The sequence below is a fragment of the Neobacillus vireti genome, assembly GCF_001026695.1.
Classification (GTDB): Bacteria; Bacillota; Bacilli; order Bacillales; family Cytobacillaceae; genus Neobacillus; species Neobacillus vireti.
Window position 1 is genome coordinate 151225 of the sequence record NZ_LDNB01000015.1, and the last position, 18510, is coordinate 169734.

The 18510-nt window shown below is 40.2% G+C and carries 16 protein-coding genes and 1 other annotated feature (1 of these 17 only partly in view); of the genes, 4 read left to right on the forward strand and 12 right to left on the reverse strand.

What is annotated here, in order from left to right:
• Position 1 (reverse strand) — a binding site (T-box leader); it reaches 221 nt to the left of the window's first position.
• A 138-nt stretch (positions 2-139) separates the two neighbouring features.
• On the forward strand, positions 140-2935 hold the full coding sequence (locus AA980_RS19935) for a transglycosylase domain-containing protein (RefSeq protein WP_034725062.1): 2796 nt from the start codon (positions 140-142) through the stop codon (positions 2933-2935).
• A gap of 45 nt (positions 2936-2980) precedes the next feature.
• Here the strand turns inward: AA980_RS19935 and acsA are convergent, their stop codons facing one another.
• Positions 2981-4699, reverse strand: coding sequence for an acetate--CoA ligase (acsA, locus tag AA980_RS19940; protein ID WP_024030760.1), 1719 nt, complete (start codon positions 4697-4699; stop codon positions 2981-2983).
• Positions 4700-4891: 192 nt separating this feature from the next.
• On the opposite strand from acsA, the gene AA980_RS19945 reads away from it, so the two are divergent.
• The 3 genes from AA980_RS19945 to AA980_RS19955 are packed head-to-tail and all read left to right on the forward strand — an operon-like array spanning position 4892 to position 7387.
• Complete coding sequence (locus tag AA980_RS19945; protein ID WP_024030761.1) at positions 4892-5524, forward strand: N-acetyltransferase; 633 nt, start codon at positions 4892-4894, stop codon at positions 5522-5524.
• Positions 5525-5570: 46 nt separating this feature from the next.
• Positions 5571-6218, forward strand: coding sequence for an acetoin utilization AcuB family protein (locus tag AA980_RS19950; protein WP_024030762.1), 648 nt, complete (start codon positions 5571-5573; stop codon positions 6216-6218).
• A complete protein-coding gene (locus AA980_RS19955) occupies positions 6215-7387 on the forward strand; it encodes an acetoin utilization protein AcuC (RefSeq protein ID WP_024030763.1) in 1173 nt (390 codons plus the stop codon). Before AA980_RS19950 ends, AA980_RS19955 begins: the two co-directional genes overlap by 4 nt.
• 78 nt (positions 7388-7465) lie before the next feature.
• Here the strand turns inward: AA980_RS19955 and ccpA are convergent, their stop codons facing one another.
• From ccpA to AA980_RS20015, 11 genes are all read right to left on the reverse strand, one after another.
• On the reverse strand, positions 7466-8464 hold the full coding sequence (ccpA, locus tag AA980_RS19960) for a catabolite control protein A (protein ID WP_024030764.1): 999 nt from the start codon (positions 8462-8464) through the stop codon (positions 7466-7468).
• 422 nt (positions 8465-8886) lie between these two features.
• Entirely contained in the window at positions 8887-9963 is a 1077-nt protein-coding gene (locus AA980_RS19970) for a bifunctional 3-deoxy-7-phosphoheptulonate synthase/chorismate mutase (RefSeq protein WP_024026685.1), read from the reverse strand.
• A 280-nt stretch (positions 9964-10243) separates the two neighbouring features.
• Positions 10244-10576 carry a bacillithiol system redox-active protein YtxJ gene (gene ytxJ, locus AA980_RS19975; protein WP_034723124.1) on the reverse strand — a complete coding sequence of 111 codons (333 nt, stop codon included), beginning with the start codon at positions 10574-10576 and terminating at the stop codon, positions 10244-10246.
• 80 nt (positions 10577-10656) lie between these two features.
• Entirely contained in the window at positions 10657-11151 is a 495-nt protein-coding gene (locus tag AA980_RS19980; protein ID WP_024026687.1) for a YtxH domain-containing protein, read from the reverse strand.
• Positions 11152-11175: 24 nt separating this feature from the next.
• Positions 11176-11637, reverse strand: coding sequence for a DUF948 domain-containing protein (locus AA980_RS19985; RefSeq protein ID WP_024026688.1), 462 nt, complete (start codon positions 11635-11637; stop codon positions 11176-11178).
• 190 nt (positions 11638-11827) lie between these two features.
• Positions 11828-13126 carry a UDP-N-acetylmuramate--L-alanine ligase gene (gene murC / locus AA980_RS19990; protein ID WP_024026689.1) on the reverse strand — a complete coding sequence of 433 codons (1299 nt, stop codon included), beginning with the start codon at positions 13124-13126 and terminating at the stop codon, positions 11828-11830.
• Positions 13127-13372: 246 nt separating this feature from the next.
• A complete protein-coding gene (locus tag AA980_RS19995; protein ID WP_407937474.1) occupies positions 13373-15583 on the reverse strand; it encodes a DNA translocase FtsK in 2211 nt (736 codons plus the stop codon).
• A gap of 364 nt (positions 15584-15947) precedes the next feature.
• Positions 15948-16736, reverse strand: coding sequence for a DUF1444 domain-containing protein (locus tag AA980_RS20000; protein ID WP_024026691.1), 789 nt, complete (start codon positions 16734-16736; stop codon positions 15948-15950).
• Positions 16737-16831: 95 nt separating this feature from the next.
• Positions 16832-17146: a thioredoxin family protein gene (locus AA980_RS20005; protein WP_024026692.1), complete on the reverse strand. Its 315-nt coding sequence runs from the start codon at positions 17144-17146 to the stop codon at positions 16832-16834.
• A 199-nt stretch (positions 17147-17345) separates the two neighbouring features.
• The gene (locus tag AA980_RS20010; RefSeq protein ID WP_034723126.1) at positions 17346-17831 is read right to left on the reverse strand and encodes a hypothetical protein; all 486 of its coding nucleotides are present in this window, start codon (positions 17829-17831) and stop codon (positions 17346-17348) included.
• 136 nt (positions 17832-17967) lie between these two features.
• The gene (locus AA980_RS20015; RefSeq protein WP_024026694.1) at positions 17968-18489 is read right to left on the reverse strand and encodes a DUF84 family protein; all 522 of its coding nucleotides are present in this window, start codon (positions 18487-18489) and stop codon (positions 17968-17970) included.
• Between the last annotated feature and the right edge of the window lie 21 nt (positions 18490-18510).

Sequence of the window (18510 nt, forward strand, 5' to 3'; positions counted from 1 at the left end):
TATAAAATTAACTTATAGTTTTTTTATCATATTTTCTTCTAACTGTCAAACACAAACTGGAAATATCAGAAAAATGTAGAAGTTTGTCAGTTTTTTATAGCGTCTGTATGCTATAATGGATGTGATTTTAAAAGAGGTGATGCTTTTGAATAATGAAAAATTACAAGCATGGTTGGAAAAAGCTAAATCCGCACTTAACTTGTTTACCCATAAAAAAACGGTGAAAAGTGCACGAATCACATATCAAGTTTTTTGGAACTTATTCCTCCTTATATTGACCGTTGTCATTATTGGAGGCTCATTCGGTGCAGGGGTAGGGGCCGGCTATTTCGCCTCGCTTGTAAAGGATGAACCTGTACGCTCATACGAAAGTATGAAGAAGGATATTTATAATTACACAGAAACATCGGAATTATATTTTTCAAATAATGTTTATCTTGGTAAACTTAGAACCGATCTTGAACGGGAAGAAGTGACGCTTGATCAAGTATCGAAGGATTTGATTAACGCTGTTGTCGCTACCGAAGACGAATATTTCTACAAACATAATGGCGTCGTTCCTAAAGCTGTTTTTCGCGCCGTCTTCCAGGAAGTATCCAACTCTTCCGTTCAAACAGGCGGCAGTACCTTAACACAGCAATTAATAAAAAACCAAATCCTAACAAACGAGGTTTCATTTCAACGGAAAGCCAATGAAATTTTACTTGCCCTTCGATTAGAGAAGTTCTTTGACAAAAAAGAAATTCTTGAAGCTTACTTGAATGTTTCAACCTTTGGAAGAAACTCATCCGGACGAAACATTGCCGGTGTCCAAACGGCTGCCAAAGGGATTTTCGGCAAGAAAGCCAGTGAATTAAACTTGGCACAATCAGCCTTCATCGCTGGGCTCCCGCAAAGTCCATTCGGATATACCCCTTTTACGAGAGACGGGACCATTAAGAACAACCTTGAACCAGGGCTTAGCCGAATGAAAACGGTATTAAAACGTATGTTTGACGGCGGGTATATAAACCAGCAGCAGTACGCCGAGGCATCTGCCTATGATATCACCAAGGACTTTATCGCGCCGGTTGCAAATCCGCTTGAAAAATACCCTTGGCTGACGGTTGAAATTGAAAAGCGCGCCATCGACACACTGACTACCGTGCTAGCTCAAAAGGACGGCTATTCAGAAAAAGACTTAAAAAATGATGATAATCTTTATTACAAATACAAAACGTTAGCTAACCATAATTTACATCAAAATGGCTACGAAATTCATACGACAATTGATAAAGAGATTTACGACGTGATGCAGCTAGTAAAAGACAATTATAAATACTATGGAGCAGATAAACCTCAAGAAGTGTTAGACCCGGAAACTGGAGAAAAGAAAACGATTATGGAGCCTGTCGAGGTTGGAGCAGAACTAATCGAGAATAAGACCGGGAAGATTATAAGCTTTGTTGCCGGAAGGGATTACAACAAACAACAGCTTAATCATGCAACTAGTGCTTACAGGCCAAATGCTTCCACGATGAAACCGCTGCTTGTCTACGGACCCGCAATCGAATTAGGTAAAGCGGCACCGGGAACACCGCTGCCAAATGTTGAATTATATTTGGATCCTACTAGAAGTAAACCATGGCCGCAAAACTATGACTACCGCTATAGCGGTTTAGTTTCTGCTCGCTATGCACTTGCAAAATCCTATAACGTTCCTGCTGTAAAACTATACAAAGATATTCTTGATCAACAACCGGCAAAGTATTTAGAAAAAATGGGATTTACTTCTCTTTTAAAGCAAGATTATACAAACCCTTCTGCTGCTATCGGGTCGTTGGGAAAAGGCGTCACCATTGAGGAGAATACAAATGCATTTAGTACCTTTGCAAATAATGGGAAATTTATTGATGCCTATTTGATTGATAAAATTGTTGATAAAAACGGCAAGATGATCTATCAGCACGAAGTGAAGCCAGTGGATGTTTTCAAACCGCAAACAGCTTATATCACGCTAGATATGATGCGCGATGTTATTAAAACGGGAACTGCCGCCGGGATCAATAGTAAATTGAATTTTAGAGCTGATTGGGCCGGCAAAACAGGAACTGGTAATGAATATACGGATTCTTGGTTTGTTGCGACAAATCCAAACGTAACCTTTGGTATTTGGACTGGTTACGATACACCAAAATCGCTGCAGTCTAAAGGAATGCTGTCCTACAGCCAGCGGACAAATAACCTTTGGGCTGAATTAATGAATGCAGCTTATAAAATCAGGCCGGATTTGGTGGCGCCAAAAGAAACATTTACCATGCCTGAAGGAATCGTGAAACGCTCCTATTGTGCTGTTTCAGGGATGCTTCCGTCCGATGCCTGTTCAAAGGCCGGCTTAATCGAAAGTGATTACTTTAACGTCAAAGATGTACCGACGAAAATTGATGATAGCTTGATTGAAGGTAAGTTTGTCACGATTGGCGGCAAAAGATATTTAGCGTTAGATTCTACCCCAAAAGAGTTTTCCCAGTTTGGTCTTATCTTAAACCCGGACTTTATTACTCGAATGGTCGGAAAGAATTTCAAAAATACAAGACAGCTTATTCCTGAGAAAGATCGTTGGGCGAAAATTCTCGTTCCTGACGCCAAAATGGTCGATAATGGGAAGAAGCCTGATAGTGTTCGTTTAACATCTTCAGGTAATACATTAACTTGGTCAGCTGCACCAGATAATGATATTGTAGGCTACAGAGTCTACCAAAGTAATATAATTTCAACTAAAGTCGCGAGTGTGATCAATGGTTCAAGTCTTTCATATAAAGCCGGAAACGGTGTTTATTATGTAACAGCAGTTGACATCGCTGGTAACGAATCTGCTCCTTCGAATCTTGTTGAGGTCGGAGCAGCAAAACCTGCGCCTGACATTACTGAAACACCTGTAACAACAACACCATAATACCAATAAAACCGCGCCAGCTCAGGCGCGGTTTTATTTTTGATATTAATCTTCTAATGTTGAAAGGTCGCCTGCTGGTAAATTAAGCTCCCAAGCCTTCAAGACGCGGCGCATAATTTTGCCGCTTCTCGTCTTCGGCAGTTTGTCGCGGAAATCTATTTCCCTAGGCGCTGCATGGGCAGCTAGACCCTTTTTAACAAATTGCCTGATTTCCTCTTTAAGTTCATCTGACTGTTCATAACCGTCCCTCAGGGCAATAAAGGCTTTAATGATTTCACCGCGAACCGGATCCGGCTTTCCGATAACGCCTGCCTCTGCAACAGCAGGATGCTCAACAAGCTTACTTTCTACTTCAAATGGTCCAACACGCTCACCGGACGTCATGATGACATCGTCAACCCGTCCTTGGAACCAGAAATACCCGTCTTCATCCATATAGGCGGAATCTCCGGAGACATACCAGTCATTTGGCATAAAGTAAGATTCATATTTCTCCGGGTTATTCCAAATCGCATTCATCATTGATGGCCAGCCTTTCTTGATTGCAAGGTTCCCCATTCGATACGGCGGGAGTTCATTGCCTTGATTATCAACAATAGCAGCAACCACCCCTGGAATTGGTTTCCCCATCGAACCAGGCTTAATTTCCATGCAAGGATAGTTACTAATCAGCTGGGCACCTGTTTCAGTCATCCACCAGTTATCATGAATTCGTTTATTAAATACCTTTGCTCCCCATTTCACTACTTCTGGATTCAACGGTTCGCCGACACTCAGCACATGTCGAAGGCTGCTTAAATCGAATTTCTTAACAACCTCATCACCTGCACCCATTAACATCCTGAAAGCGGTCGGAGCACTATACCAAACTGTAACCCCAAATTCTTCAATCATTTGATACCAGGCCTCAGGACTAAAGCGACCGCCAATAATCACATTAGATGTTCCCGTTAACCAAGGGCCAAATATTCCGTAAGAAGTCCCGGTAACCCAGCCTGGATCGGCGGTACACCAGTATACATCTTCCTCTTTTAGGTCAAGGACCCATTTTGCTGTTTGATAATGCTGAATCATTGCATTATGTACATGCAGTACTCCTTTTGGTTTCCCAGTAGAACCAGATGTATAATGCAGAATCAGACCATCTGTCCTGTCCACCCATTCAATTCTTAATTCCTTACTTGCCTCTGCAAATTTATTCAAGAAATTAATATAAGGACCTTCTTCATTTACATTTTTGCCGACAAGGAAAATATGCTTTAATGCGGGTAATTCATTTACTGGAACACGTTCCAGCAATTCCGGGGTCGTAACTAATACCTTAGCTTCACTATCTTGCAAACGATCTCTGACAGCACCTTCCATAAAAGCCTCAAATAATGGACCGACAATTGCCCCAAGCTTAATCGCACCCAAAACTGTAAAGTAAAGCTCTGGAGAACGAGGCATGAAAATAAATACACGGTCACCTTTTTCTACATCACCATAATTCTTTAACACATTACCAGCTTTGTTTGACTGGTCTCTCATTTCCTTAAAGGTATACTTCTCATTTCTTGATGCGTCACGATAGTATAAGGCAACCTTATTTTTTCGAAAGGTTTGAGCGTGGCGGTCAATGGCCTCATATGCCAAATTAACAAGCCCTGTTTCACACCAAGAGAATACCTTCTCGGTTTCTTTCCAGTCGAATTGGTTGTACATCTCTTCATAATTGCGTAAATTATGTTCCCCCTGCACAACAGGCAACGCTTCCACTTTCATTCCAATCTCCCCCTCTTGAAGAATATGAGATTATTATAGTACAAATAGTAACTATTCACAATTTTAAAAATACATCCGTTGTTATTTTAATATTTTTAATAACACCGAAAATTTTGTAAAGTCAACTTTTTCTTTTTGTTTTTATGTATAATAGAATTGAAACACAAACGATCTTACCGGGTGGGTGACCGTATGGAACACAAAAAGACTTATAATGCTAAACAATTGAAAACTCCTCATGGGAACTTAATCATTGAAGGTCCTATTTCTTCAGATAAACTAGCAGCATACGAATTTCATGAAGACCTTGTCGCATTTCGCCCTCCTGCCCAACAGCACCAGGCATTAATTGGGATAGCGAAACTGAAAGAAGGCAGGATTATTATCGCACGAAACCGGCATACCATCGTTGGTTATGTTACATACCTTTATCCAGACCCGTTAGAGCGCTGGTCTGAAGGAAAAATGGATAATTTAATCGAACTCGGAGCAATTGAGGTAATCCCAGAATTCAGGGGCTGTGCTGTCGGGAAGAATCTATTAATCGTATCGATGATGGATGATGCGATGGAAGATTATCTTATCATCACAACAGAGTACTATTGGCATTGGGATTTAAAAAACACCAAATTAAATGTGTGGGAATATCGGAAGGTAATGGAGAAAATGATGAATGCTGGCGGCTTAGAATGGTATGCAACAGATGATCCCGAAATATGCTCACATCCGGCTAACTGCCTTATGGCTCGAATTGGAAAACGGATTGATCCTGATACCGTGCAAAAATTTGACCGACTCCGCTTTATGAATCGGTTCATGTATTAATGCTGTTTATTTCGCCTGAAATTTATTAAGTTAGGGGGATTTCCTAATGATTGTAGAAGAAATAATGAAATCAGATGTAGTAACGTTACAACCGACAAACACCATTGCTGATGCAATCCAAGCAATGGAGACCAATAATATTCGCCATATTCCCATTGTCAATGATGAAAAAAATTTAGTCGGCCTTGTCACCATTTCCCGATTAAAAGAGGCAACACCATCGACTTTCCGGACGAATGACAATCCGGACGATTTGAAAAAACCGCTTGAAGTGATTATGGAGCGCAATGTTATTACAGGACACCCACTTGATTTTGTTGAGGAAGTTGCAGCAATCGTTTATGAACATAAAATCAGTGCACTTCCAATCATAAAGGACCAGAAATTAATCGGAATTATAACTGAAACAGATTTACTACGAACCATGGTCGAGTTAACAGGCGCCCATCAGCCGGGATCGCAAATTGAACTAAGGGTTCCGAATATCTCAGGTGTTCTCAGTAAGATTGCCGATATCATTCAGAAGCGAAAAGCGAATATTCTTAGTGTGCTGGTTTACCCGGATAAACAGGATGAGCAATATAAAATCCTTGTCATTAGAGTCCAATTAATGAATCCCACCGGATTAATTCACGAACTTAAAATGGCCGGTCATCATGTCCTTTGGCCAAATCTGCCGGAGATTTCTTTATGAAAGATCCTGCAGCCTTTATTTACTCAGAAGAACAGCTAAGTTATAAATTCAGCAGTCATCATCCTTTCAATCAATTCCGGCTAAAACTAACAGTAGACTTATTAAATAAAATTAATGGATTAGATGCAGAGCATATTATCGCGCCAAGAATGGCAACAGAAGAAGAGCTGGCACTCATTCATGATCCAAGTTACATAGAGGCAGTAAAAAAAGCAGGCCAGGGACAGCTTCCAAAAGAAATTGCCGAGAACTATGGCTTGGGTACTGAAGATACCCCCGTATTTGCTAAAATGCATGAGGCAAGCTCTTTGTTAGTTGGCGGGACACTGACAGCGGTCGATCAGGTGATGACTGGCAAGGCTCTGCACGCGCTCAGTCTCGGCGGCGGCTTACATCACGGCTTTCGCGGAAAAGCTTCAGGGTTTTGCATTTACAATGATAGTTCAGTAGCGATTAAATATCTTCAAGAAAAATACCATGCCCGTGTTTTATATGTCGATACTGACGCACACCACGGTGACGGTGTCCAATGGTCCTTTTATGACGATCCTAACGTATGCACACTGTCGATTCATGAGACTGGAAGGTATTTATTTCCCGGAACCGGAAACATCAATGAAAGGGGCCAGGGATTAGGCTACGGCTATTCTTTTAATATTCCCGTTGATGCCTTTACTGAAGATGAATCGTGGCTGTATGCCTACACACAAGCCCTTAAAGAAGTAGCTGAGTTTTTTAAACCGGATGTGATTTTGACGCAAAATGGGGCTGACTCCCATTATTATGATCCCTTAACACATTTATCAGCCACGATGAAGATTTACCGGGAAATTCCAAAGCTCGCCCATGAAATTGCCCATCAATATTGCGGGGGGAAATGGATTGCGGTCGGCGGCGGCGGTTATGATATTTGGAGGGTTGTGCCGAGGGCATGGGCCCACATTTGGTTAGAAATGACGGAAAACCCAAATTGTTATGGCAGTTTACCTGCTGATTGGGTAGATTACTGGCAAAAGGAATCACCTGTAACATTGCCAAAGGAATGGGATGATCCTGAGACCTTGTATCCCCCTATCCCTAGGAAAGCGGAAATAACAGAAAAGAATTTAATCACACTTGAAAAAGCACTGTACCCGATTCGCAATCAGAAAAAAAGTCAATCAAGTTAAAGGGCCGCCAATACTATTGGCAGCCCTTTTCATTAATATCCAACAAGAGAGGACATAGTGTCTTCATTGCTTTTCAAATTACTTCGTGGATTGACGGTGTTCAATTCGGTGCGGCAGAACAACAATGTGTTCGCTTGTTTTTTCCTTATTCATTAATTTAGTCAACAGCCTCATAGCAACGGCTCCAATATCATATAACGGCTGAACGACAGTAGTCAGCTGTGGGCGTACCATCAACGACAGCCTTGTATTATCAGAAGTGATCACCTCAAAATCATCAGGAATTGTATAGCCTTTATCTTCTGCCCCATGGACAACTCCCAATGCCATTTCATCAGCGCCCACTAAAATAGCCGTTGGTCTCTCTGATGCTTCAAGTAATTTCTCCACTGCTTCCATGCCGGAGTCATACGTATAGTCACCTTCAACAACCAACTCTTCATTATAAGGGAGCCCTGCTTCTTGCAATGCTCTTTGATACCCTTTGAGTTTTTTCAGGGCATTTTTCGGCTCATGAAGAGGCCCAACAACAAAGGCAATATTCTTATGTCCTTTTTCAATGAATTCATTAACAGATTCAAAAACAGCTTGTTCATAATCAATATTTACAGAAGGTATCTGATTCGACTCTTCAATAGATCCAGCAAGAACAATTGGTACAGGCGATTTTTCAAACTCTTCCACATGATCCGCGGAAATATTTCCTCCCATGAAGACAATCCCGTCCACTTGTTTGCCCAGCATCGTATTAAGCAAATGAAATTCCTTGTCCTTATTTTGATCAGAATTGCTCAAAATGATATTGTATTTATACATCGTAGCAATATCTTCAATTCCGCGGGCTAATTCAGCAAAAAAGATATTTGAGATATCTGGAATGATAACACCGACAGTTGTCGTTTTTTTACTTGCTAAACCCCTGGCAACAGCATTCGGACGGTAGCCCAATCTTTCGATGACTTCTAAGACCTTTTTGCGGGTAACTGGTTTTACATTTGGATTCCCGTTTACTACACGGGAAACGGTTGCCATCGAAACATTGGCTTCCCTTGCAACGTCATAAATAGTTATATTCACTAATAACACTCTCCTAAAACATACATTGTTTTCTTTATTTTACAACATTTAATATAAATCTACTCATTGTGAGGAAATATACAAACTGATATATATTTAATCATACGATAAGAAGATTAAAGCCGCAATTGCATTTGTCAACATTTTTCGTAATTTCCCGAAATTTTATTAAAAAAACCTCCTGCATAAAGACAGCAGAAGGTTTTTTTTGGGCTGTGTTAAAAATGAATATTGATTTCCGTTCCAGGTGCTTCGCTTTCCGCGGGGCGGGCGGTGAGCCTCCTCGGAGAATCAAGCGCCTGCGGGGTCTCACCTGTCCCGCTGCTCCCGCAGGAGTCTTGCACCTTCCACTCCAATCAACATTGTGCTCAAAATCAACAATGTTCTTTAACACTGCCTTTTAATAAGATCTCCACGGTTATTTAAATCCGGACAAAGTGCGATGCCAGCAATTCATTATAGAACGTGTCAAATTGGTTCAGGTCCATTTGCTGCTGGGCATCGGAAAGGGCAACAGCAGGGTCTGGATGGACTTCAGCCATAACTCCGTCTGCTCCGATAGCAATAGCGGCCTTCGCTGCTGGCAGCAGTAAGTCTCTCCTGCCAGTTGAATGTGTAACGTCAACGAAGACTGGCAAGTGTGTTTCTTGTTTTAAAATTGGTACGGCTGAAATATCAAGGGTATTTCTTGTTGCTCGCTCGTATGTTCTAATCCCGCGCTCACACAGAATAATTTGTCCATTCCCTTGTGCCATAATGTATTCAGCAGCATTAATGAATTCTTCGATTGTTGCGGCAATACCTCTTTTTAATAAAACAGGTTTGTTAACGGCCCCGGCAGCTTTCAGTAATTCAAAGTTTTGCATATTCCGAGCTCCGATTTGAATGACGTCAATATAGTCAACCGCCATTTCAATATCAGCAGGATTTACGATTTCACTAATAACAGCCATATCGAATTCATCTGCTACCCGTTTTAGGATTTTTAATCCTTCTACCCCAAGACCTTGGAAATCATACGGAGAAGTTCTAGGTTTGTAGGCACCGCCGCGAAGCAGCTTTAGACCTTTTTCTTTCATTGTTTTGGCTACAGTAGCTACTTGCTCATAAGACTCTACCGCACAAGGACCGAAAACGAAATGCGGCTTTCCATCACCAATATTTTCACCTTTTAAGGTGACAATTGTATTTTCAGGCTTCTTCTTTCTCGAAACAAGTAAAGCTTTCTCATGGTCATCCTTTTGCAAATCTAGGCCAGCTTTAAAAATTTCTTTAAAGATATGATCGATGGTTGAATTTTCGAATGGACCATCATTATGCTCCTTAATGACCTCTAGCATCTTTCTTTCACGAACTGGATCGTAACGGTAAACCCCTTGATTTCCTTTTACTTGTCCAATTTCTTGGACGAGCACTGCTCTTTCATTAATCAGCCTCAGCAGCTCCAAGTTAAGTTCATCGACACGCACCCTTAGTTGATCCAAATCATTTTTGCCCATCCATCGTCCCCGTCCTTTCATTTGCAAATCAGTCTAATACCAAAGTTTTTCCATTAAATAATGAGATACTAGCTTACAAGCAAATATTTTTAAATTTTATAATTTTTTTAATTAGGCTTTATTATAGCGGAAATAATTTTCTTTGTCATCCTTTTTCTTTAACAATTAAACGCTTTTAAGTATTAAAGTGTGTGTATTTCGATTAAATTAAATTATGTTTAAATCAATTAATTTGTGCATCATTTGCTTGTAATTTTATCCTTTGCCAGCGGGTACAGTCTTATTGAGTGTCCATTTTGGCATTTACCAATGCACTATTCGTTATTTTCCAGTGGGAGGCATTCCATGATGCTGCTCCGCCCGAAAAAAGAATCACTTGCGGGGATTCGTGCTTGATCTGGAATTTCGCCGCTATTTCGTTAGACAACGGACGTGCTTCCTGAACCGCTAAGTAATACGTCGGAATATCCTGGTGTTCATTTGCATATTTTTCATATTCTTTATATGCGGCATGACTGATTGGACAAGTTAAACTATGTTTTAAAAGAAAAAATTTACTTTCTGTTCCCACTAGTTGATTAAATTCTTCAACAGAATCCACCTTCTTAAGCATCCCAACAACCTCCATTAAATAAAAAATAAACGGTGAAGTCATTTTATCACTCCACCGTTTGTATCACAAATAAACTCCCTTTAAAGCTTTACTTTACTTTCTTCCGCGTCAAAAGCTTTTTGGGCTTCCTCCAGCTTCTTTCTAATCTCGGAGCGGTCTAGAGTTCCGAGTGAAATGGTTTTTTTGATTGTTTTCTTTTCTTTTGGTTCGTGAATTGGAATAAAGGTTGCATCTGCTTCTTTCCCAGCTTCATCTTGGCTGCTATTTCTTCCTGTTACTTTCTTTAATAGCCCTGAGGATTGCTGGACAAGCCCTTGAGAGAGTGAAGAGGTTTTAGAGGCTAATTCATTGCTTTTGTTCTTCACGCTTCCCCGCAATTGAATCGTTTTATCCATTATAGAACCAGCTTGATTTGTTACTGCATTTCGAAGCTCTTTTCCCGTTTTAGGCGCCAAAAACAGCGCTGTAGCAGCACCTGCTATACCGCCGATTAGGGCTCCTAGTAAAAAGCTATTGGAAGACCCCTCATTCCGAGCTTGATTCGTTTCGCGTGATTCATATTCTCTATTGGCCATTAATTACTAACCTCCCAGAATTTCCTAATGTGCTCTTACCTTCTTGCCCTCAGCTGGGCTTATTTTAGTTTTCGCTTCTTTTCTTGCCTTCCAGTTGTCCTTTAGTTCAAGCAGGACATTACTCCATTGAACAATTTGAGAAATTTTCTCCTTATTTTCCTCTACCTGCACATCAACTGAATTCGTAATGTTCTTAAGTGTGCCATTAAATTTAGAGACTGTTGTCCCAACATCCTTTACTGCATCAACCACACTATTTAAACTTTCGGATTTATGCTGAATATCTTCAGCTAGTGCGTTTGTTTTCTGCAATAGCAACGTTGTTTCACTTGTCACACCATCCAGTTGTTTTTCCAATCCTGTTAAAGTTTGTGAAACGCTTGTCAATGTACCTTGAAGTGATCTAAGCGTTTTTGCTAAGTAAATAACAAGCACTAAAAACGCAATCGCAATCAAGGCTACGCTTAAGTATAAAATAATTTGCATAATGCACCCCCGCCTTAATTCTATCATTATGTATTACCCATCTCAGATGGATATAAACCACACTAATTATCTTATATTAGTTCCCTATCTTTGTCTTGTTTTCCTGCCATTTGTGTTAAAAAATTCACACTGGAGTTTATTTATGCCAACAGTAAAAGGATGCCGGGCAAAGTGCCGGCATCCTTTTTAATTAGATCATCTGTTTTTCATAAGATTCCTGAAACTTTTGGATGTCTCCAGCGCCCATAAAAATAATGACACTGTTGCTATGTTCATTTAAGACGGATGTATGTTCTTCTGTAATAATTTCAGATTCAGCGATTTTATCTTGTAAGTCCTTAATTGATAACTTTCCATGATTTTCACGTGCCGAACCAAAGATCTCACATAAATACGTTTTATCCGCCAAGCGTAAACTTTCGGCAAAATCCTCTAAGAAGGCTTGGGTGCGCGTAAATGTATGCGGCTGGAAGACAGCGACAATCTTTTGATCAGGATATTTCTGTTTAGCTGCCTGAATGGTAGCTTTAATTTCTGTTGGATGATGGGCATAATCATCAATTAATATTTGTGTTCCGATTCTTTTTTCAGTGAATCTTCGTTTCACACCTTGGAACGTTGTTAATAGTTCCTTAACGACATCCACATTTATTTCTTCATAATGACATAAACCGATAACGGCCAGTGCATTTAAGACACTATGGTCGCCAAAGGCCGGAATCGAAAAGGTATCAAAAAATGTATTACGAATAAAAACATCAAAGCTTGTTCCATTTGTGGTTTTGACAAGATTTTTGGCTTGATAATCATTTTCTTCACCAAATCCGTAGAACAAAACAGGAACTTTTGCCTGAATTTTTTGCAACTGCTCATCATCACCATAAGCAAATATCCCTTTTTTCACTTGGATGGCCATTTCTTGAAAGGCTGAAAAAACATCCTCAATGTTGGCAAAATAGTCAGGGTGATCAAAATCAATATTTGTCATGATGGCATAGTCTGGAAAATAGGATAGGAAGTGCCTTCTGTATTCGCATGCTTCAAACACAAAATATTCCGCACCTTCTTGACCCTTGCCTGTTCCGTCGCCAATTAAATAAGAAGTGGGCTTAGCTCCCTCAATTACATGTGAAAGCAGTCCAGTTGTGGACGTTTTTCCGTGTGCACCGGTAATCGCCACACTTGTAAAGTTTTGCATAAAATCGCCTAAAAAGCGATGGTAACGTACAATAGGAAGCCCAAGCTTCATCGCTTCTTGAATTTCCTCATGGGTATCAGGAAAAGCATTCCCTGCAATAAGCGTCAATCCTGGCTTGATATTTTCCTTTTGAAAGGGAAGGATTGTGATCCCTGATTGTTCAAGAGCATCCTGAGTAAAAAAATGCTTTTCATAATCAGAGCCTTGCACTTCAAATTTCATATCGTGTAGAACTTGTGCAAGTGCACTCATTCCAGACCCCTTTATACCTACAAAATGGTAAATAGTCATAGAAGAACCTCCAACGAACGTAATACTGTAAACAGTATATGATATCTGTCTGTATTTGACATTATTTATACCCTTACTGAAAAATAGAATAAGGTTTATTTACGTATATAAAAATCATTTCATTATTATAACATTGTTCCATAAGAAAAACTATTTGATAACCTTTAAGGGTTAAATCCGTTCAATCAGTGTACTATTTATTCTTTGTCACTGTCTATAAATAATACTAAAGATAATTAGATAGTCCTAGTCTTGAATCGCTTCTAAATCGGCCTCCGTTATTAATACATCACGCGGCTTGCTGCCGTTTGCACCGGTGATATATCCATTCGTTTCAAGCATATCCATTAGCCTTGCCGCCCGGTTATAGCCAATTTTAAAGCGCCGCTGCAGGCTTGAGGTGGAGGCACCACCCTGCTCAATAATAAATTCACAGGCCTCGTAGAAAAGTTCATCTTCCTCTTCCGTTACTTGGGCCTTTTTCAATAACTCTTCTTGTTCAAACAAGTATTCGGGCTCCCGCTGCTCTCTAACATGGGCAACAACAAGATCGATTTCCTCATCAGATACATATGTTCCTTGCAACCGGACAGGCTTTGAAGAACCATTTTCTAAAAACAGCATATCACCGCGGCCAAGCAACTTTTCAGCGCCACCTATATCGATTATTGTCCGCGAGTCAACCTGGGAAGATACCGAAAAGGCAATTCGAGTTGGAATATTGGCCTTAATTAGACCGGTGATTACATCAACTGATGGTCTCTGCGTTGCAACAATTAAATGTATTCCGCAAGCCCTTGCTTTTTGGGCAATCCTGCAGATGGCCTCTTCTACATCTGCTGGTGACATCATCATTAAATCAGCTAACTCATCAATTACGATGACAATAAACGGAAGCTTATCAGAATAACGTTTATGCTGCATTGCCAGTTCATTAAACCGGTTAATATCGCGAACCCCTGTATGGGCAAATAGCTCGTAACGCCGCTCCATTTCATCGACTGCCCATTTTAATGCAGCGGTTGCTGCCTTTACATCCGTGATAACCGGGCTGACTAGGTGGGGAATGCGATTATATGGCGCAAGTTCCACCATTTTTGGATCAATCAATAAAAGCTTTAAATCTTCAGGTTTTGCTTTGAATATCAAGCTTACTAAAATCGAGTTAATACATACACTTTTTCCTGAACCTGTCGCCCCGGCAATTAAGCCGTGCGGCATTTTCTTTAGGTCAGTAACAATCGGCTTTCCGGCAATATCAAGGCCAAGGACCGCGGTTAACGGTGAAACTGATTCTGCAAAAACACTTGTCTGGATAATTTCATTGATGAGTACAGGCCGTGACTTTTGATTAGGAACCTCAATCCCAATCGTATGTTTCCCTGGGATTGGAGCTTCAATCCGAATATCTCTTGCTGCAAGACTTAGTTTAATATCATCACTTAAATTAGTAATTTTATTTACTTTTACTCCCGGCTCTGGCTGTACCTCAAAGCGGGTAACTGACGGACCTTGGGTCACATGGACAACACTTGCGCCAACATTAAAGTTTTGTAACGTAAGGTTTAAAAGCTCTTCTTGTTCTAGCAGCCATTTGGTATCCATCACCTCGGTAACAGGCGGATTTAACAAACTGGATTTCGGGAGTTCATATAATCCATCATCCATCTTATGCTGGATTTCCTCCACTATGTCAGGAGTATGCTGATTAATCTGCTGAACGTTTTCGACAGGTTTGATTTCGGTTGAAATAACTCGCTGTTCTTCCCTTTCACTTCTTCGTTTTCGTTCTTCCCATTTTTGTTTATCCTGCTTTAACATCATGACATTGAAAGGCAAATGGGACCGCTTTGGTGCTGGCGGATCGGGTTCTTCAAGATTTGATTCAGACTCCAATTCAAGCTCTAGTCCAGGCGAAGCCTCTTCCATTGCTTCATTGTGAGCATCAGCTAGCTCTTCCGCAAGAGGGATGATCTTTTGATTCTGAATGATTTCTATAGCTTTAGTAGCTGTATTAATTACCTCTACTTCATCTGCAACAATCAGTTCATTTGACACTTCCTGCACTGGAGTTGTCATTGGCATTGGCTTTTCTTTAACTGAAACTATTAGCGATTGCTCTTCCTGAATTGGAGTTATTAATGCTGGCTCTTTTTGAACTGAAACTATTGGTGCTGACTCTTTTTGAAGAACTAACTCATCCAGTTGATTATCAAAATCCTCTTCTAAAAAGTGGCTCAATTCATGCTCCACGACTGAGTCTGTTTTTTTCGGCCGGTTGAATCCAAAAACCGGTGAGGGAATTTCAGTGGGCTGAAACGGCCCTCGGCTTCTTGATATTGGTTCATACTTCGTTTTGGGCACTTCTTTTTTTACTGGTGGAGCTTCCTGTTGTTCTATCTTTCTTCTTTCCTGGTTAAGCTTCTTAGATCTATTTTGGCGTACTGTCGTTTCCATTGCTTTTTGCTTTTCCTGCGGCACAACAGAAGGACGAACACTGCCCTTTGGATACTGATAAGATACTTTCGCATCTAAATCCTTTAGACTTTCATATTGGTTAAGAAACGGGGGATTTTCAGGTTTATGATTATGCAGGCTATTATCTTCGTACTTTTCTTCATCATCTCGTTTGAATTTTTGGAACAAGTCTTGAATCCAACTCAAAACTATCACTCTTTCTACTTAATCTATCAATCTATTTTATCAGTAAAAATTATTTTTTCGACATAATTCTTGAGAATGAGTCAAAATATCTTCTAACTGTATAGTAGCGGTAAGGAAAAAAGACCACTTTTTCTGTGATCCTTTTTCGAATGAGGTGTTATTTATTTTTTCCCATAATAAAAATCGGTTCTAATTCCCCATTTTCATATATGAATGATAATGCCGTAATTGGCACATGCCCATTGGCAAAAAAACTCATTGCCATTTGTGCCATAACATCATAGCCTCGGTCGTTCTGAATATCGGCAATAATCAGCACATCTTGATGGGGAACTGCAACAACCATTGTCCCCGTCATTTTCTTTTCAAAATCAGCGAGGAAACCTTTATTTAATATCCTGCTAGCATCGTATCCATCATTCGTATTGAGAAAATAAAACGTATTCCCGGCAACTTGGTCTTCTTTTAATGGCGTTGAAAGGGACCTGACATTAAAAAGGGCAATCTCCTTTATCCGCTTAGGTTCCCAGCCCTCTTTTTCCATCATCCTAGTGTCAATCAACCGATAGGTTTTACCCATATCATAGGCATAATAAATCTTGGTTTCTGCCGTATGTTCTTCACTCAAAAACGGAATCCCTTCTTCAGCTTCAGACGGGAACGAAGTGGAGCGGATGATAGGAAATATTTTTCGTTCGTGGTCTGTCAGTTGAATAGGCTCCTCCATCGCTCGGAGTCCTTCCTCCACGTAATAAACGATTTCATCAATGGCATTGTCTTTATTGACATGCCATTTAGCCACGATTCCAGGCAATGAGATGGTAATTCCTTTACCGACTAATTCACTTTCAATGCGGAGCTGATCTTTTTCACGGTCGTAAGAAATGACTCTGTTTTTCCCGGCCAGCCGCGCTTCTAATTCTCGTTTCATTTTTTTGCTATCCATTTTCACTTGGTAATCCTCCAATTCCAGGAGCTGCTTTTTCTATTGTACATTAAAAAAACCCTCATCTCAAAAGAAGAGAGAGGGTTAAGGCTAAATTATTTTAAACCTGAAATGAATCCTTCGATTTCTTCTTGCGTTTTCCGGTCTTTGCTGACAAAGCGGCCAAGCTCTTTTCCGTTTTCATAGGCGATAAAGCTTGGAATGCCATAAACATCTACCTGTTGGCATAAATCAATAAATTGATCGCGGTCCACATGAATAAACGTATATTCAGTAAATTTAGCTTCTATTTCCGGCAGCACAGGTTCGATAAAGCGGCAATCCCCGCACCAGTTTGCTGAAAACATAAAGATCGTTTTAGATCCGTCACGAAGTTGTTCAAATTGCTCCATTGACTCTAAGTTTTTCAAATTCAACGCCTCCGATTCACTATTGTTGTTATATTCTTCCCAAATGATAGCAGTCACGCGGCTTCACCGTCCAATGATATGCACTAGGGGGGATTGTTGACAAAAGCCAGTCGTTCACTCTCATTGTTCCCAAAGATGGTTTATATTTAACCTTATTCAGTCCAACATAGCAAAAAAACGAAGGGGGCAACCCTCCGTTTTATTTTTCGGTTTCAACTGAATTGACAATTTCCATCATTACTCTGGCATCATCATTCAAATTACTTGTTTTGGCTTGCGTCGTTATTTTTGCCCCGCCGACACCGATGGTTAATTCATTCAAGCTGTTATCCTTCAACTGCTTTATTATTAAAAAGCCAAGTTTATTATCATTTGTAAACTTCTCGTTCGTATCGAGTTTCTGGTATTGGTCGACCGTTGCTTTATAAACAACATCACTTGAGCTGTCTTCTTGCGGATTAATGAACAGAATATAGGTGTCAGCGCCATTTTGTAAAATGATATTATTAGGTGATTTATCTTTTATACTGTAACCAGAAGGTAAGTAAAAATGAGTTTTCCCACTCTTTTGATTTGGCTTTTTTTCCTGTTCATTGAAAGTTTCCTTTGCTGTTTTTACCGATGCCTTACTTTCATCTTTAAACGAAGCATTGTTACACGCAGTTAGTAACAGGATAGATACCATGAACAAAGTAACAGTTTTGAAGAATTTCAGATTTTCCGCCTCCTCACAATATGAACAAAGTCCTATCCATATAATACCCATCCGAATATTCGAATGACAAGGCCTTTGTCAATTATTGCTATCGAAAAAGAAAGATTTATCTTCTAATTTGATTTTGGCGATAGGTATATTGTCCTGCTAGAAGTGTTGTAACATGCGTGAACATTTCCATGCGGTTAATCATGCCATTTGTAAAAATTCCAACCGCGCCTTCGTGTTTTCTAACATTTTTCATTTTTGCGTAATCATCCATAACTGGACCAAGCTCTTCTCCCACTCTAAGCCTTGCAGCTATCTCCTCAGGAAGAAGGAATCTGGCACCGCCGGCGATAATCGGTTCCATGTTGTGAGTGGCAATTGCTCCCCAGTTGCACAGAAGCAATCCAAGGCTTGTTTCATGAACGCCGCCCTCAAGACCAATCCCAATATTGCCGCTTCCTTGATTTAATGCACCTACAGCTCGATTGATTGCTCCTTGGATTGTTTCTTCATCCGAAAATGGCTGTGCGTTCACACCTGATGGTATATCAAGCGAAATAAATTCCGCTTCTTGTTGGGAAAAACTATTCTTGACTGCATTTATTTTTGCTGGATTTTTTGAGCCGATGATAATTTTCATAAATGTATCTCCTTTTTAAAC

Coding starts and splice junctions, on each gene's coding strand:
- AA980_RS19935 (WP_034725062.1), top strand. CDS start 140: ATGCTTTTGAATAATGAAAAATTACAAGCATGGTTGGAAAAAGCTAAA.
- acsA (WP_024030760.1), bottom strand. CDS start 4,699: ATGAAAGTGGAAGCGTTGCCTGTTGTGCAGGGGGAACATAATTTACGC.
- AA980_RS19945 (WP_024030761.1), top strand. CDS start 4,892: ATGGAACACAAAAAGACTTATAATGCTAAACAATTGAAAACTCCTCAT.
- AA980_RS19950 (WP_024030762.1), top strand. CDS start 5,571: ATGATTGTAGAAGAAATAATGAAATCAGATGTAGTAACGTTACAACCG.
- AA980_RS19955 (WP_024030763.1), top strand. CDS start 6,215: ATGAAAGATCCTGCAGCCTTTATTTACTCAGAAGAACAGCTAAGTTAT.
- AA980_RS19970 (WP_024026685.1), bottom strand. CDS start 9,963: ATGGGCAAAAATGATTTGGATCAACTAAGGGTGCGTGTCGATGAACTT.
- ytxJ (WP_034723124.1), bottom strand. CDS start 10,576: ATGCTTAAGAAGGTGGATTCTGTTGAAGAATTTAATCAACTAGTGGGA.
- AA980_RS19980 (WP_024026687.1), bottom strand. CDS start 11,151: ATGGCCAATAGAGAATATGAATCACGCGAAACGAATCAAGCTCGGAAT.
- AA980_RS19985 (WP_024026688.1), bottom strand. CDS start 11,637: ATGCAAATTATTTTATACTTAAGCGTAGCCTTGATTGCGATTGCGTTT.
- murC (WP_024026689.1), bottom strand. CDS start 13,126: ATGACTATTTACCATTTTGTAGGTATAAAGGGGTCTGGAATGAGTGCA.
- AA980_RS19995 (WP_407937474.1), bottom strand. CDS start 15,583: ATGGAAACGACAGTACGCCAAAATAGATCTAAGAAGCTTAACCAGGAA.
- AA980_RS20000 (WP_024026691.1), bottom strand. CDS start 16,736: ATGGATAGCAAAAAAATGAAACGAGAATTAGAAGCGCGGCTGGCCGGG.
- AA980_RS20010 (WP_034723126.1), bottom strand. CDS start 17,831: ATGGTATCTATCCTGTTACTAACTGCGTGTAACAATGCTTCGTTTAAA.
- AA980_RS20015 (WP_024026694.1), bottom strand. CDS start 18,489: ATGAAAATTATCATCGGCTCAAAAAATCCAGCAAAAATAAATGCAGTC.